Source organism: Aliivibrio sp. S10_S31, assembly GCF_014694495.1.
Classification (GTDB): Bacteria; Pseudomonadota; Gammaproteobacteria; order Enterobacterales; family Vibrionaceae; genus Aliivibrio; species Aliivibrio fischeri.
On record NZ_JAAUWR010000022.1, the window covers coordinates 51,070 to 65,859 of the forward strand.

Annotated in this window: 11 protein-coding genes and 2 pseudogenes; 11 read left to right on the top strand and 2 right to left on the bottom strand. The window is 37.7% G+C overall.

Annotated elements, in window-relative coordinates; all coding sequences use genetic code 11:
• Positions 1 to 108 precede the first annotated feature (108 nt).
• A pseudogene (locus tag HC728_RS16740) lies at positions 109 to 1,125 on the top strand (hybrid sensor histidine kinase/response regulator); the annotation flags it as partial.
• Positions 1,102 to 1,324, top strand: a pseudogene (locus HC728_RS20150) (hypothetical protein); the annotation flags it as partial. The pseudogenes HC728_RS16740 and HC728_RS20150, both read left to right, overlap by 24 nt.
• Here the strand turns inward: HC728_RS20150 and HC728_RS16745 are convergent.
• Together HC728_RS16745 and HC728_RS16750 are read right to left on the bottom strand one after the other, a co-directional pair.
• Complete coding sequence (locus HC728_RS16745; RefSeq protein WP_190395784.1) at positions 1,321 to 1,788, bottom strand: hypothetical protein; 468 nt, start codon at positions 1,786 to 1,788, stop codon at positions 1,321 to 1,323. The pseudogene HC728_RS20150 and the gene HC728_RS16745 overlap by 4 nt on opposite strands.
• Positions 1,789 to 1,803: 15 nt before the next feature.
• On the bottom strand, positions 1,804 to 3,918 hold the full coding sequence (locus tag HC728_RS16750) for an LruC domain-containing protein (RefSeq protein WP_017018994.1): 2,115 nt from the start codon (positions 3,916 to 3,918) through the stop codon (positions 1,804 to 1,806).
• A gap of 415 nt (positions 3,919 to 4,333) precedes the next feature.
• Between HC728_RS16750 and HC728_RS16755 the strand changes: the two genes are divergently transcribed.
• From HC728_RS16755 to HC728_RS16790, 9 genes are read left to right on the top strand one after another with little or no spacing between them, the layout of a single operon-like run.
• The gene (locus tag HC728_RS16755) at positions 4,334 to 4,651 is read left to right on the top strand and encodes an STAS domain-containing protein (RefSeq protein ID WP_012535320.1); all 318 of its coding nucleotides are present in this window, start codon (positions 4,334 to 4,336) and stop codon (positions 4,649 to 4,651) included.
• Between the two features lie 48 nt (positions 4,652 to 4,699).
• Positions 4,700 to 5,524 (top strand): OmpA family protein, encoded by an 825-nt coding sequence (locus tag HC728_RS16760; protein WP_012534757.1) that lies wholly within the window; start codon positions 4,700 to 4,702, stop codon positions 5,522 to 5,524.
• A gap of 4 nt (positions 5,525 to 5,528) precedes the next feature.
• Positions 5,529 to 7,640 (top strand): SLBB domain-containing protein, encoded by a 2,112-nt coding sequence (locus HC728_RS16765; protein WP_017018993.1) that lies wholly within the window; start codon positions 5,529 to 5,531, stop codon positions 7,638 to 7,640.
• Entirely contained in the window at positions 7,640 to 8,347 is a 708-nt protein-coding gene (locus tag HC728_RS16770; RefSeq protein WP_012534987.1) for a CpsD/CapB family tyrosine-protein kinase, read from the top strand. The genes HC728_RS16765 and HC728_RS16770 overlap by 1 nt, the downstream gene beginning before the upstream one ends.
• A 2-nt stretch (positions 8,348 to 8,349) precedes the next feature.
• Positions 8,350 to 9,867, top strand: coding sequence for a SpoIIE family protein phosphatase (locus tag HC728_RS16775; protein WP_190395785.1), 1,518 nt, complete (start codon positions 8,350 to 8,352; stop codon positions 9,865 to 9,867).
• A 27-nt stretch (positions 9,868 to 9,894) separates the two neighbouring features.
• Entirely contained in the window at positions 9,895 to 10,092 is a 198-nt protein-coding gene (locus tag HC728_RS20155) for a hypothetical protein (RefSeq protein WP_238933820.1), read from the top strand.
• On the top strand, positions 10,092 to 12,188 hold the full coding sequence (locus HC728_RS16780; protein WP_238933821.1) for a response regulator: 2,097 nt from the start codon (positions 10,092 to 10,094) through the stop codon (positions 12,186 to 12,188). Before HC728_RS20155 ends, HC728_RS16780 begins: the two co-directional genes overlap by 1 nt.
• A 42-nt stretch (positions 12,189 to 12,230) precedes the next feature.
• The gene (locus tag HC728_RS16785; protein ID WP_012534957.1) at positions 12,231 to 13,733 is read left to right on the top strand and encodes a sigma-54 dependent transcriptional regulator; all 1,503 of its coding nucleotides are present in this window, start codon (positions 12,231 to 12,233) and stop codon (positions 13,731 to 13,733) included.
• Entirely contained in the window at positions 13,717 to 14,733 is a 1,017-nt protein-coding gene (locus HC728_RS16790; RefSeq protein ID WP_190395786.1) for a glycosyltransferase family 4 protein, read from the top strand. Before HC728_RS16785 ends, HC728_RS16790 begins: the two co-directional genes overlap by 17 nt.
• Positions 14,734 to 14,790 lie beyond the last annotated feature (57 nt).

Sequence of the window (14,790 nt, forward strand, 5' to 3'; positions counted from 1 at the left end):
CAAAGCAAACCAACTTAATATTTTATTTTTTAAACATTTTTCGTTTTAAAATATCTACAGCCCCATTCTCATCCTATGCTATAGAAAAGAAAGTTAAATGAATGTTATATGACAATATTTAAGGCTTGGAATAACCTATCAGTCAAACACAAACTTTTTGGCTTAGTTCTACTCCCTATCTCATTGCTGCTTTTTCTGGCAGGTAGGCAGGCTTACACTTTAACAACTCAGTTAAACGATTTTGAAAGAACGAATCAATTAGTCATATATCTTGAGGATATTTAATTATTATATCGAAGTACCTTGACGCACAGCCCTAATAAATTTATAGGAAAAAGTGAAAAGGTTAATGCCGAATTAAAAGCACTCTCCCCAAGTCTTTTTAAAGATGCCCCTGAAGAGGTAAATCAGCTTCTCGTCGACTTCAGCGAAGCAGCATTATCAACAATGGAAGCGACGGATAATTTTGACAAGCTCGACGCGATTGAATGGCAAGGTGATTTATATCAAGAACTGTTATTAGCAATAGAAAAAGTGCCTTTCGATGTGACTAAGCGAGAGATCCAGCAACACCTAACGGTCTTACAACAATTAGAATAGTTAATGTTTTGGTCAAATGAAGAATTTAAGCTCAGTACATTATTAATTGATATCTACCAAACAGAACAAGAATACGATTCTGAACTTGCAGAAATGATCGAATCGCTTAGTGCACGCCAACTACTTTTTTTAGAGCGCTTCGTATCATTAAATGCCAATGAACACCAAGTATCACTAACGGTGGAAGTGTTTAGAAACGATGTGTTCATGCAAAGCCAAGAAATTCGTCATGCGCTTCACAACGTTTCTACCATCAATCAACTCACACCTGAAAATATATCCGTTGGACTAAAGGCAATGAGTTCTCGGTTAAGCCTATTACAAAACCTTGGCAATGTTATAAAACAAGAATTTCAGGTAGAGGTTGCTCAAGCTATCTCTAATGCTCAAATACAACGAACCCTATTTATCTCAATCGTTACTTTACTTACCATGATCGTGATGGGATTAGCGCTTAGCTTAGCAAGACAAGTAACCAATAATCTTAAATTAGTGCTTAATTTCTTAGAGAGTGAACATTTGGAAGGCAACAGCTACCTAACTTGGTATTGATTACGATGTACTCCCAAATGTATCAATCAATGGTGAAATTTAATACTTTGAAGCTCGTCAATCTAACGGATCCTTTATCGAAAATTTCACTGCATCCAATCATTATGATAGTAAAGAAGCCACGTTGAACTACGTGGCTTCTAAGTTACTCACATGTATTATTTTAAGTTAATACCATTCCCATTGAGTGCCATCTACAACAAATTTTTTCTGCTGTGGATCACTGCCATCATATAACCAAATTTCAACAACGCTTTCATTCAAGCTATCAGCAATTGCGAACTCAATATCAACAGCTCCATTAGTTAATGGTACATCTATAATTTTACTTCCATAATCAACAATATACCTACCATCATCTTTCTCACTAAAACTCGAATAAACAGATAAATGTGCACGAGATGGTAAACTACCACTCAAATCGACAATTAACCGTTGATCGTCTATTGGATTAAATGAAAACCCTTCAGGAGCAACTAGGTCTTGTGTTTTTATTGGTTCAGGTTGTTCATCTGCGGCTGGAGAACTTCCACCAACACTCCCACCAGATGATGAACCTCCGCTATCACTACATGCCATTAAGAACAGTGCTGTTATTGATACAATAGCTATCTTATCCAACATAATATTTTTCATAATAACGTCCTTTTCTTAATAGTATTTGTTCGCAATAGCATTAGTGATGTCATACCAATCTGTATGAGTTTCACCACCTGATGTTGTGTAATCTGCGAATTGAGGATATGCCACAACTAAATCAACACGCTCTCTTGGCCATTTCCACTCATCATAAATAAGCAGAGCCCATGGCATATTATTGCTAGTTTTAAAATAACGAGACGTATTAGGATCACTGGTATCTTCTGCTAACTGATAAAAATTAGTATCAAATTTCTCAGTCGGTGCTTGGTCTGCTAAGTGAACCTCATAACTTCGTCCTGGCGCTTGAGCAAAGCTTGGACCATGGTAATAGCCAGGAGTCGCATATAAGAACGGGTCATAAGGCATAGCTGGCATAGTACTGGTTGTAACAGGTGTGACAAGACTAAAGTGCAACTCAAACTCAACACCTACATCTTCTCGACAGTCATCTTGGGTTCTAAAGAAGTAGCAACTATAACTAGAAACTTCGATCGCATCATTAATTAAGATAAAGCTTGCTTCCGTCATTCCAGACTCTTGAGCATCACCATCTTGCAGTGTCGAGTTGTAATATAAGCGAGTCTTATCTGAATCGATGTTAGTGGCATCAATGCCGGCTAATCGTACTGCAAAGCCACTGTGATAACTTGCACCAACAGCAACTAACTGGCCACTAATACTTACTTTAGCAACATCACCATCTTTTAATGTTTCAGTGATTCGATATCTTAAAACCATATCATTCATATCGTAATCAGCAGTTTCTGGCCAATTATCCTCATAAGCAATTGTTACGTAACCATCCGCTGATGGGAAATGACGTTGTGATGTATTTGCATCAACGATTGTAGCAACATGATCCTCTACTTCACCTGAAGTTGAACCACCATAATAAGCTAATCCAGTTTGTTGACTAAAACGGAATCTTGACCAAGTTTCACCAACCGTAGCGCCAAATGGCACACTGATAACTAAATTATTACTACCAGCTTCTAGTGCTTTATCTGCAATAACTTGTTCGCCATCATCAGAGAAGTCACCATCGTCATTCCAGTCGAACCACGCTGATAAATAACCAGTTGTTGATGCACTCACCGTAATAACAGAATCAAGTCCCGGCTCTAAAGCGGTAACAAAACCCACTCCATCTTCGTCATCACTGGTAATTGAATCATCAGAATCTGGAGACTGCGCTGCATAATAATCACCATCTACTGAAGCACCTAACCACGTAACCCCATCCATTTCATGACGTGCACCATTAGAAGCTAATGTGGTTCCATAATTTGAATCTGGAGCATCACCGAAATCAATCGTAGCGGGTTCATCGGTATCAATAAGAGGAGCATTAGCACAGCGAGCACCATCATTTTGGTTAGAATAAGGACCATCGGCAAATTTGACAGCAGGAACAACGCCTGAATCAATAATCGTTTGAGTAGATAAATTTACTCGATAAATTTGACCATCTTGGTTACGAGATAAATATAAATAACCATCAACATCAAAATACATAGCACCAAAAGTACCTAACTCACCAGTATCACCAATATAAGTCGCAGCACCTGTATTGATATCGAATTCATATAATCCACCACTACCATTATCTACACCATATAGACGACTGTTACTTGGGTGAAAAGCAAAATCCGTTAATGACACAGAGGCAGTTGAAGTAATTAACTGCGCCGTTAGAGTGGAGTTCACATTCGAATCTAAAGGAGATAAATCGATCTTATATAAACCCGTTCCACTACGATATACATAGTAATGATGGTCATATACATCACCGACATAAAATGTTTTATCCGAAGGTAATCCATTTACATTTAACGTCGTTGCTTGAAAATTTTGTCCTAACCGAACCACGTTATAATTTGTGGTATCAAAGCCATAAATATATCGGTCAGTTTCATTAAAACCCACCCCATTTATATTAGAAGATAATCCCGTATCATCTTGCAAAAGACTATTGGTCCCGGTAACTAAATTAATACCATAGACAGATACAGGTTTACCTTGAAATAAATATGCCTTACTTGGACACGAATCAAAAGCAACAGCAAACACTTTTGAGCTGACTAATAAAAGTATTAGCATTGTTATCTTAAAAAATTGATACATAGCTTCTTCCTTATAGTTATGATGTTACTTTTTATAACTATTCAAAAGGCATGCCAAAAATAAGATATTGTTTTTAAAGGATTTTAATTTACCATACCTCTGTTTTTTTATTCTGATTATCAGATTGCACTCAATTAATTTCATTTTAATAAATAAAAACACACAGTAAATCCATCTTATTCATTCAAAAATAGGCGTATCAAAAACCACCTCTTTTTTAATCTCTTTACCTATCTGATCTTAAGTCGATTCTCATTCTGCAAACTGCATTGCAAATTGAGAATATATCACCACAACACCAAAAAAAGAGAATCATTAAATTTAAAACACTGATAAATAAGAATTTAATTTTTGGCACGTATACTGCTCTAGTAACCTTATCAAAACAACGAGGATTATTCCCTAGGAGCTTATTATGGAACTACATCAATTCGAATCAAACGCAGATATTTTGGTGCTATCAGTTCAAGGTGATATGGACGCTATCGGTTGTCGAGATATTCAACCATCCATCGATAGTGTAATTGAGCAAGAACATCATCAAGTTCAAATTGACTTATCGCACGTAGCCTTTTTAGATTCATCAGGTATTGGCGCCATTGTTTATCTATATAAAAGACTTATTGAAAAAGACCGTACCATGCAAATTAAAAATGCACATGGTCAGCCTCTGGAATTACTGAAACTTCTACGTATTGAAAACGCAATTCCTGTTAATAAAACAACGCATTAATTAACACAGAACACCATATTAACTGTATGACACATGGAGAGTTATAAAATGAAAAAAATATTAGGATTAGTTTTTGGATTACTTTCTGTGTCTGGTTGTACATCTTTTGCCGAGCCTGGCAAAGGTGGAGAAGCTGAAAATTACCCGCAAGCGGCTTTTAGCCCTGTCATGCCAGACCAACCTCTTGGACCTGAGCATGGACTTAGATTTGATTGGGAATTAGCAGCTCGTCATTTAGATATTCTCATTCTAGAAAAAGCAGAATGGTGTTTTCCTGCGACCGTGCATCAAGCCAAACAAAATGAAGCTCGTATTGCACGAGAATTAGAAGGAGGCTTACAGCTGGATGCGGCAAATGACTTGGTTATTCAACGTAACTTGCTAAAACGATTAGAACGTCAGTTAGATTATGTGAAACGCCAAGAAACCTGTCAGCCACCAACAGATTCAAACAATGGGAATTCAGATATTGAATTAGCTCAAAAAATCCATGATCTTCTAAATAGAGACAATCAATTTGCTTTTAATTCTGCTGAATTAAATCCTAAATACATTGTTAACTTATCAGAAGCCTCACAATTACTAAATCAACATAAAGACTTTAAATTGCTTATTACAGGTCATGCTGATGCGTTAGGTGAAGAGGATGCGAATCAGAACCTAGCTCTTGAGCGAGCCAAACAAGTAAAACGTTACTTAAGCATTTTTGGTCTTTCACAACAAAGAATCCATGTTGATTCAGTAGGCTCAAATGATCCTTACCTAAGCGGTACTGAGCCTCATGTACGCCTAACCAATCGCCGAGTAACTATCGAGCTATTACAACTCGATCAACCACTAATGCTTGAAAACCCATCACACAATGAGGGCTAAGAACATGCGTATTATTCAAGTTCTACTTATCATAGTAATGCTGTCTCCCCTTTCTGTTTCTCAAGCGAAAGAGAAGAAGGATGTAGTTCGTGTGGGTGATATCATTTCAATCATGCTGCCCGGTGAGGACTCATTAAATAAAGGTTTTCAGGTCGATAAACAAGGACGTTTAATCTTACCTGAAATTGGACCAATCTCAGTGGTAGGCAAAACCGAAGCACAAATGGTTTCAACCGTAACATTAAACTTAAAGACCATTTTACAAGACTTAACTAACCTACAAGTGTTTATCAGCAAGCGTCAGTTGATTGTGAATATTCAAGGGTATGTGAAGCAACCTGGTGAATATACACTGTCTGATGGCGACTCAGTACAACTGGCACTTTACGCAGCAGGTGGTTTACGTTCTGGTGCCCAACTTAACCGTCTACAACTGCGTCGTTCAAACAAAGTAACGACCTTTAACTATAAGGCGTTCTTAGATTCAGGTGATCAAGCTCTTCTACCCACTCTGCAATCATTAGATACTCTATTTATCCCAGCCTCTCCTATGGTTGGTAATATTGAACAAGAATTTGACCCCGCAAAATTATCACAAGCAGGTGATGCTGCTGATGGAAAAAAAGCCATTAAAGTATTTGGTGAGGTAAATTCTCCGGGGACATTCTCTTACAAAGATGGCAGTAACCTTGTTGATGTTCTAATGAGAGCGGGAGGGGTTACTCGCTATGCCGGTGTTGAACAAATCCGAGTAATTTCTAAAAACCAACCTGCTTTGTTTAATCTTAAGCGTTATTTAGATACTGGGGATTCTAGCCTACTACCACCACTAGAAGTTGGCTCAACCATTTTCGTTCCTAAACAAGAAGAAGAAATCAAATCAGGCTCTAATATGGTGTACGTCATGGGTGAAGTCGCAAAACCCGGTGCTTTTGAAGGAAAAAAAGGCGCAACGTTTATGGATATCCTAGCCAATGCAGGTGGTCCAACTCGTTTTGCTGAATCTCGTCAGATCCGAGTAATTAAAGCTAACGGTGCAGTGATTAATTTTGATTTATCTGGTTATACCGAAGGAACTAACTACCAACGCCCTCCAGCGATTGCAGCCGGTGATGCCATTTTCGTTCCTGAAAAAACCGATATGAACGAAAAATCATGGTTAAAGATTGCGCCTAGCCGCGCAGTTAGAGTTTTAGGTGAGGTACAACATCCAGGTCGCATTGAGTGGTCAGATGAAATGTCATTTCTTGATTTATTAGCTCATGTGGGTGGACCAACATTACGTGGTGATACCACTCGAATTGAAATTGTAACTCCAGACGCAAGCGGTAAGAATCATGTTTATACCTTTAACTTAGATTCATTTATATCAAAAGGTAAACCAGACTCAGCCCTACCGACAATTCGTGCAGGCGCTACTATTCGAGTACATGACTTACCTCAAGATCCATCAGACAATAAATCACAATGGGTACGTCAAAGCTCTGATAGCTCAATTTATGTCTTTGGTCAGGTAAACGCTGCGGGACGCTACCGCTTTACCAATGACATGCACTTTTTGGATATCTTATCTGCGGCTGATGGACCAACCATGGACGCTGATATCCATAATATTCGTATTACTCACAGAGATAAAAGTTACGCACGAGTAAGTAAACTAAACCTAGCTTTGTATTTTGAAACCGGTGATGAATCCCTACTGCCAAAAGTAAAAACAGGCGACACCATTTATATCCCAGAAAAGAACCGTATTTGGGTAGACGAAAGTAAAGAAACCACCATACGTGTATTAGGAGCAATCAATAAACCCGGACGTTATCGTTTTAATGACTCAATGACCTTACTTGATCTATTAGCAGAAGCCGGAGGCCCTAGTGATGTGGCTTATCTAGAGAAAATTAGTGTCGTAAACCACTCTTTAAATGAAGGACAAGCAAGAACCTTTGATCTTGTTGAGTTCAGTCGTACTGCTGATTTTAGAAGCATTCCCGTACTAAGAGCTGGCGATACCGTATATATTCCAAATAAAGACGAAAGCACAATGGAGCAAGTCCGTGTGGTAATGAAAGATGTTTTCCAAGTTGTCGCAACCATAGCATTAATAGGAGCATTATAATGAGGATCCCATCGTGCCACATGGAAATTGAACAAATCTTTTTGCAATTAGAGCAACAAGATAGCCGTTCACTGTGCATTACATCAACCAATTCAGGTGAAGGGGTAAGCTCATTAGCTCAAGCTTTAACAGAGCGACACTTACTGGCTGGTTACCGAACCTTATTGGTTGATCTTAACCTTCAAAACCCAAGTTTGATACCGTTATCATTTACACCTGATAATAACGACATTACAAAAGAGCCCTCTCATTACCTTACTTTTTCTCAACATAATAGTGTCGTACTTTCAGGTCTTGCAGTACCAACAAATAAAGCGGAAATCGTCGAATTACGTCAACCCAAAAACTTGAAAAAGCGAATTGATACTTGGTTAAAAGAGTTCGATAAAGTCATTATTGATGCTTCATCGGTTTCACAGCTCAATACCAACAACATTCCGGCTCAAACCATTGCAGGTTGCTGTGAAAGTACCCTTATGGTTATTTTGTCTGGTCAAACACTTCAAACCGAATTTAAAGACGCTTTAGAGAAATTAGAGAACCACAACGCAAATATTATTGGTCATGTTTTTAATGATAAATACCAACCAAGTTTAAAAAATGAAATTTGTAGAGAAATCGAACGCTTATCTTTTTTACCCAAAAAAATATCAACTAAACTTATAACAATCGTCCAAAAAAACCGATTTTTATCAACCATGGTATGATCATGAATTCTATTTTGCTTTTTTCAGATACAAAACCCACATCACTAGAATCGGTGAGAGTGCTGCGTCAATCTTTATCTAAGATCCTTAAAAATCTTGAGATAAACGCAACCGTGTCGAATCAATGCTTATTATGTTTCTCTGAATGGAGCACCAATTTGGTTCTTCACCCTATCCAACCGAGTAAAACCATTAGCTTAGTTCTACGTAAAAGCAGTAGCCAATGGCAAATAGACATTATTGATGATGGCATACCATGGGATCCTACAGAGCAACATCAAGAAGCCAATCTCAGTGAATTTTCATTAAAATGTGGAGGACGAGGCATTGATATCATTCAAAATCAGACTGATGACATTCGCTATCAAACCACCACAAAGAACAATACATTAAGCCTATTATGGGATCGTATTCCTTCCCAGAAACAACCTCACATTTTGATTGTAGAAGACGATGTCATTCAATCAAAAATACTTCAAGCCTATCTTAATTCTGACTTTTCAATTACAACAAAACCAAATGGCAGAGAAGCGCTGCAATTCCTACAACATAATAGTGTTGATTTAATTATTTCAGACATTCAAATGCCTGAAATGAGTGGGTTAGAGCTAAGATCACAACTAGAAAAAGAGAATAACTTTTCAATTCCATTTATTTTTCTTTCTCATATACAAGATACAAATACCGTTAATTATGCCGCTGAATTAGGTATTGATGATTTTCTACAAAAACCCGTACAAAAAACACAATTATTACATTCCATTACTCGTGTTTTAGGTCGTTTCCATCAGGTATATCATGCATTATCAGAACAACTTAACCAGAAGATCACTCACACTTTATTACCACGAATTGAGACACATTCAAAAAAATGGAAATTAGCCACACAACAGAGAACTGCAGGTCAAGGCGGAGGCGATTTTACTTTATCCAGAGTGAATAACGATAATACGTTATTACTTCTAGCAGATGTCATGGGACACGATGAAAGTGCAACTTTTTTCTCTTATGCCTACGCTGGCTATGTACGTGGCTTAATGCAACATGCAGACCTCACACAACCGTCGCAACTTTTATCACAACTTTCAAATAATGCATTTAAAGACCAACTTCTATCACAAACTATGTTAACTGCATGTTGCTTAAGTTTTATTGGTGATGATACGATAAAAATAAGTAGTGCGGGGCACCCTAAGCCTCTTCATATCACCCCAGAAAGAATTAATGTCATTGATACAGAAGGAACACTTCCAGGGTTATTACCCAATACTCATTATCAAGAAACCACTATATCGGTCAAACATGGAGAACGTTTGGCCTTATTCACTGATGGACTGTTTGAATCAGGAGATACCACTTCAGAGCGCGAAACCTTAGAAAGAGCCATAAAAGAGCAGCTAATAGGTACGCTGCATTTACCACTGGAGCAAGCTATCAATCAAGTAATAAAAACCTTTGATACTTTGGCAGGAACACCACCCAATGACGATGCATTATTGCTGTTAATTGAGAACCAATAAAAGAGCAAATCTTGCAAGGAGCTAACTATGACATTTCGACTTAAAACGATCATTGGCATTTCTATTATTCAATACATCATGTTATTGATCTTAGTGTTTAGCTCTGTGAAATTCATTTCAGACTCAAATGAACAAAGGCTAGTAGCAAGAGCTAATGCATCTGTACATATGTTCTCCAATGCAATAAAAGATCCCATAATCAATACGACAAAGTCGTTTCCTTAATGGATGATTTTATCGCGTTAGAAAAAATTTGTTATATTCGTATTTTTCATGAAGATGGAAGCTTAATTGTTGAAGGTGGACCAAAACTGCATGAAGTCGCTAACCCCGACTCTTCAATCCTTCATAATGCATCGGATGGGACTTATGATGTCATTTTACCTATAATCGCCGATGATAAAACATTAGGGAAAGTGGAAATCGGATTTGGTACTCATGGTGAAAACACTTTCCTTTCCCAGGCAAAATCATGGATATTTGCCATTGCCTCTATTGAGCTTATCTTTGTTATTGGGCTTTCATTTTTACTTGGGAATGCCTTAACTCGCAATCTCCATAAACTGAAAAAAGCGGTCAATACCGTTACCAATAAAGGCCCCGGCGCACAAGTTGATATATCATCTACTGGAGATTTAGGTGATGTAGCACAAGCATTTAATACCATGTCTTTAAAGCTTGAGCAAAACTATCAAGATCTACAACAAGCCAGAAATGAGGCAGAAGCAGCCAATAAAAGCAAAAGTCGCTTTTTAGCTTCTATGAGCCATGAAATACGCACTCCTATGAATGCCGTTCTAGGTTTACTCGCAATTTTAAAAGACACAAGCCTAAAACCAAATCAGAAAGAACTCGTGAATACAGCTACAGATTCAAGTGAATTACTGCTCTCAATCATTAATGATATCCTCGATTTTTCTCGTATGGAGGCCAATACTTTCTACCTTGAAAATCATACCTTCAATATGCATGAGAGTTTAAATAGTGTGCTCAAAACTTTTCATCCACAAGCCCAAAATAAACAATTAGAATTGTCATTGGTTATTACTGATAATGTTCCGGTCTATGTTCAGGGCGATGCTCACAGATTACGTCAAATATTATTAAATTTAGTTGGTAACAGCTTAAAGTTCACTGATAACGGGCAGATTCAAATATTAGTTAATGCCAAAGAGCATGAAGGACGAATCCAATTACACTGCTCAGTCCAAGATTCAGGTATTGGAATACAGCCAGAACAATTAGAATATTTATTTGATGAATTTACCATGGCAGATAACAGCTTTTCTCGAACTCATGAGGGATCAGGTTTAGGGTTAGCTATCTGTCAACGCTTAGTCCATATGATGGATGGTACTATTACAGTGAACAGCCAATATGGTTTGGGCAGTGAGTTCTCTTTCAATATTCAATTAGATAAAGCCACACCAGAAGAAATTAACCGTCTATTATCAAATGAAAAAATAGAACAACAAAGAGATGTTGAGCAGCAAAAAGCCTGTGTGTTCTCTAATGCTAATATTCTTGTAGTTGAAGATAATCATGCGAATCAAATTGTCATTAAAAATACATTAAATTATGCCGGTTACTCAATTGATATTGCTCAAAATGGTAAAGAAGCGATAACCAAAGCAATTAACACCCAATACGATCTTATTTTTATGGATATATCCATGCCTGAAATGGATGGTATGACGGCAACGAAAAAAATTCGCTCTCTATCTGATACACACCAAAACATGCCTATCATTGCACTTACGGCACATGCCCTTTCAGGTGATAAAGAGCGATTTATAGAAGCCGGAATGACGGATTATCTTTCAAAACCTTTCAACCGAAGTGACTTACTAGAATGCCTTGCTAAGTACCTGTTTAAAGAGGGCAAACAAGACCCTTCATTTTGCCAAGAATGTGACCTATGTGAGTTTAATGAATCAACAGAAGAGCCTAAAAGTATGGATAATGAGCTATTATTAGTAGATGAACAGATAATTCAGCAAATAATAACTGATACCGATGCGAGTGTTATGCCTGAATTAATTCGCTTTTACATTATTGAATCAAAAGAGCGAGTAGAAACTATCTCCAATGCAGCAAAAAATAAAGATTTATATGCATTAGAGTTTGAGTCGCATACATTAGGAAGCAGTGCATTAACGCTTGGAAACGTGGCCTTATCTACGCTTGCAAGAGAAATTGAAATTCATTGTATTAATCAACAATTTGATGATGCATTAGAAAAAGCAGCACACTTACCTGATTTAGCTACACTTTCATTAAATGCACTTGAACAAAGAAATAAGCAAGGTTTCTCAAAATAAAAGAATAAAATAAAATTCGCTAGGTAAAACAGGATGTTACTTATGCTACAAAAAGTATTATTAGTCGAAGACTCCACTTCTCTGGCTATCCTCTACAAACAATATGTGAAAGATGAACCCTATGAATTCTTTCACGTTACTACAGGGGAGCAAGCGAAGGCATTTATGGAAAAGAATCCACCACATTTGGTGATTCTCGATTTAAAACTGCCAGATATGTCAGGGCAGGATGTACTTGCATGGATGAAAGAAAAACAATTACCTACCGCCGTTATCATTGCAACCGCTCACGGCACAATCAATATTGCGGTGAATCTTCTACAAAATGGTGCAGATGATTTTATCGAAAAACCAATCCAAGCAGAACGATTAAAAACATCCATTGCGAACCACCTAAAGCGCAACAAGTTAGAAGGGTTAGTTGAAGATTTACAAAATACATTCAACCGAAAACAGTACCAAGGCTTTATTGGCTCAAGTTTGCCTATGCAAGCCGTCTATAAAATTATTGATTCGGTAGCGCCAACCACAGCCAGTGTCTTCATTTATGGTGAAAGTGGTACAGGTAAAGAAGTATGCGCCGAGGCAATTCATTATCAAAGTAAACGCAGCAATAAGCCTTTTGTTGCCATCAATTGCGGTGCCATACCTAGAGACTTAATGGAAAGTGAGATTTTTGGTCATATAAAAGGGGCTTTTACTGGTGCAACCACCGACCGTAAAGGCGCCGCCATGTTAGCGAATGGTGGCACACTCTTTTTGGATGAATTGTGCGAAATGGAACTTGAAATGCAGAAGAAATTATTGCGTTTCTTGCAGACAGGTCGATTTACTCCATTAGGTGGAAGCAAAGAGCTCAGCACCGATATACGTATTATTTGTGCAACCAACCGAGACCCATTAACTGAAGTTAACGAAGGTCGTTTTAGAGAGGATTTATACTACCGAGTCCATGTTGTGCCTATTCATATGCCACCACTGCGTGAACGTGGAACTGATATTATTGATATCGCAACTTTCTTCCTAAAAAAATACGCAAAAGAAGATCATAAAAAATTCAAAGCATTAAAGCGTAATGTTGAATTAAGACTCTGTAATTACTCATGGCCAGGTAATGTACGTCAGCTACAAAATATTATTCGAAATGTAGTGGTATTGCATAATGATACCCATGTGGCGATAGAACACCTTCCACCGCCACTAAATCAACCAGTAACCAATAAAACGGCACAGGTTGCTTCTAAGCCATCTTTTACTGCACCTTCTCAATTCTCAAGAAATACAGAAGTCGCTGAAGTTCAACATAATCAAACAGAACAACAGCAAATATCACCACCAGAAGAACAAGCTTTAGAAGCCAGTGCGACAGATGCAATTAATACCAGTGTAATTCGCCCAATGGCAGATATCGAACGTGAAGTCATTCAAAATGCCATCGATCATTGCGATGGAAATGTCCTTAATGCCGCTGTTCTATTGGAATTAAGCCCATCGACACTCTATCGTAAAAAGCAGGCATGGGAAGCCTATGAAGAATCCGAATGATGAAATATGGTTGCTACTTGATAGCCGTGACTTTGGAGGTATCGAATCACACGTACTACAACTTGCGAAAGGGCTAAAAACCTTTCAACGCTCGGTACGTGTGATTTTTCTCTGCCGTTATCCTACCACTCATCCTTTAGTCGCCCTACTTAATGAAGCGAACATTTCCTATCGTTTTTTAGAGGGCTCATTTTCATCTCTATTAACCTATACACGCCACCATAACCCAAAAGTCATTCATTCGCATGGCTACAAAGCAGCGTTATATTCCAGATTATTGCGTATATCTCAGTGCAGCTCCCATCAAAAAATCCGCTTTATCAATACTTATCATGCAGGTGAAATTTCACAAGGAAAACTAGCCATATATGATTTTGTTGATCGCTGGAGTGCGCCGTTCAGTCATTACAATTTTGCAGTGAGTGAATTAATTAAAAAAAGGATCCCAAGTAAAACAACCGTATTAAATAATTTTGTAAATACACAGAACTTAATCCAATCAGAAGGCTCTCAAATAGCATTTGTTGGACGCCTAAGTCATGAAAAAGCCCCTGATCGTTTCCTTGAACTAGCCAATCAACTATCTAAAGTACAGTTTCATTTTTATGGCTCAGGTCCAATGGAAAAAGACTTACAAAACAACTCACCTTCCAATCTTCATTTTCACGGACATCAAAACTCAATGGATGCCATATGGCCACACATTGGATTACTTGTTATTTGCTCTCGCTATGAAGGCTTACCTATGGTTGCATTAGAAGCCATGGGACGAGGTATTCCCGTTATCTCAACCCCCGTAGGAAATATGTCGACACTCATCTGTAATAATGAAAATGGATGGATCGTTAACCCTGATGCTCTACCTACAGCAATAAAAAAATGGATAAACTTACCGTTAATCCAAGTCCAAACTATTCAAAAAAATGCACAACAAACTATTCAAAATACTTTCTCTTCTCAGGCCGTAGTCCCCTCGTTATTGTCTGCTTATCAAATTTAATTTTGTTTCTCATATTGATAAAAACCCATTCTCAATTTGAGAAAAATAAAACCAAGC

What these genes read in the sequence shown, in the direction of transcription:
- HC728_RS16780 (WP_238933821.1), top strand. Translation starts at nt 10,092, where the DNA reads ATGGATGATTTTATCGCGTTAGAAAAAATTTGTTATATTCGTATTTTT.
- HC728_RS16750 (WP_017018994.1), bottom strand. Translation starts at nt 3,918, where the DNA reads ATGTATCAATTTTTTAAGATAACAATGCTAATACTTTTATTAGTCAGC.
- HC728_RS16770 (WP_012534987.1), top strand. Translation starts at nt 7,640, where the DNA reads ATGAGGATCCCATCGTGCCACATGGAAATTGAACAAATCTTTTTGCAA.
- HC728_RS16755 (WP_012535320.1), top strand. Translation starts at nt 4,334, where the DNA reads ATGGAACTACATCAATTCGAATCAAACGCAGATATTTTGGTGCTATCA.
- HC728_RS20155 (WP_238933820.1), top strand. Translation starts at nt 9,895, where the DNA reads ATGACATTTCGACTTAAAACGATCATTGGCATTTCTATTATTCAATAC.
- HC728_RS16760 (WP_012534757.1), top strand. Translation starts at nt 4,700, where the DNA reads ATGAAAAAAATATTAGGATTAGTTTTTGGATTACTTTCTGTGTCTGGT.
- HC728_RS16765 (WP_017018993.1), top strand. Translation starts at nt 5,529, where the DNA reads ATGCGTATTATTCAAGTTCTACTTATCATAGTAATGCTGTCTCCCCTT.
- HC728_RS16745 (WP_190395784.1), bottom strand. Translation starts at nt 1,788, where the DNA reads ATGAAAAATATTATGTTGGATAAGATAGCTATTGTATCAATAACAGCA.
- HC728_RS16785 (WP_012534957.1), top strand. Translation starts at nt 12,231, where the DNA reads ATGCTACAAAAAGTATTATTAGTCGAAGACTCCACTTCTCTGGCTATC.
- HC728_RS16775 (WP_190395785.1), top strand. Translation starts at nt 8,350, where the DNA reads ATGAATTCTATTTTGCTTTTTTCAGATACAAAACCCACATCACTAGAA.
- HC728_RS16790 (WP_190395786.1), top strand. Translation starts at nt 13,717, where the DNA reads ATGAAGAATCCGAATGATGAAATATGGTTGCTACTTGATAGCCGTGAC.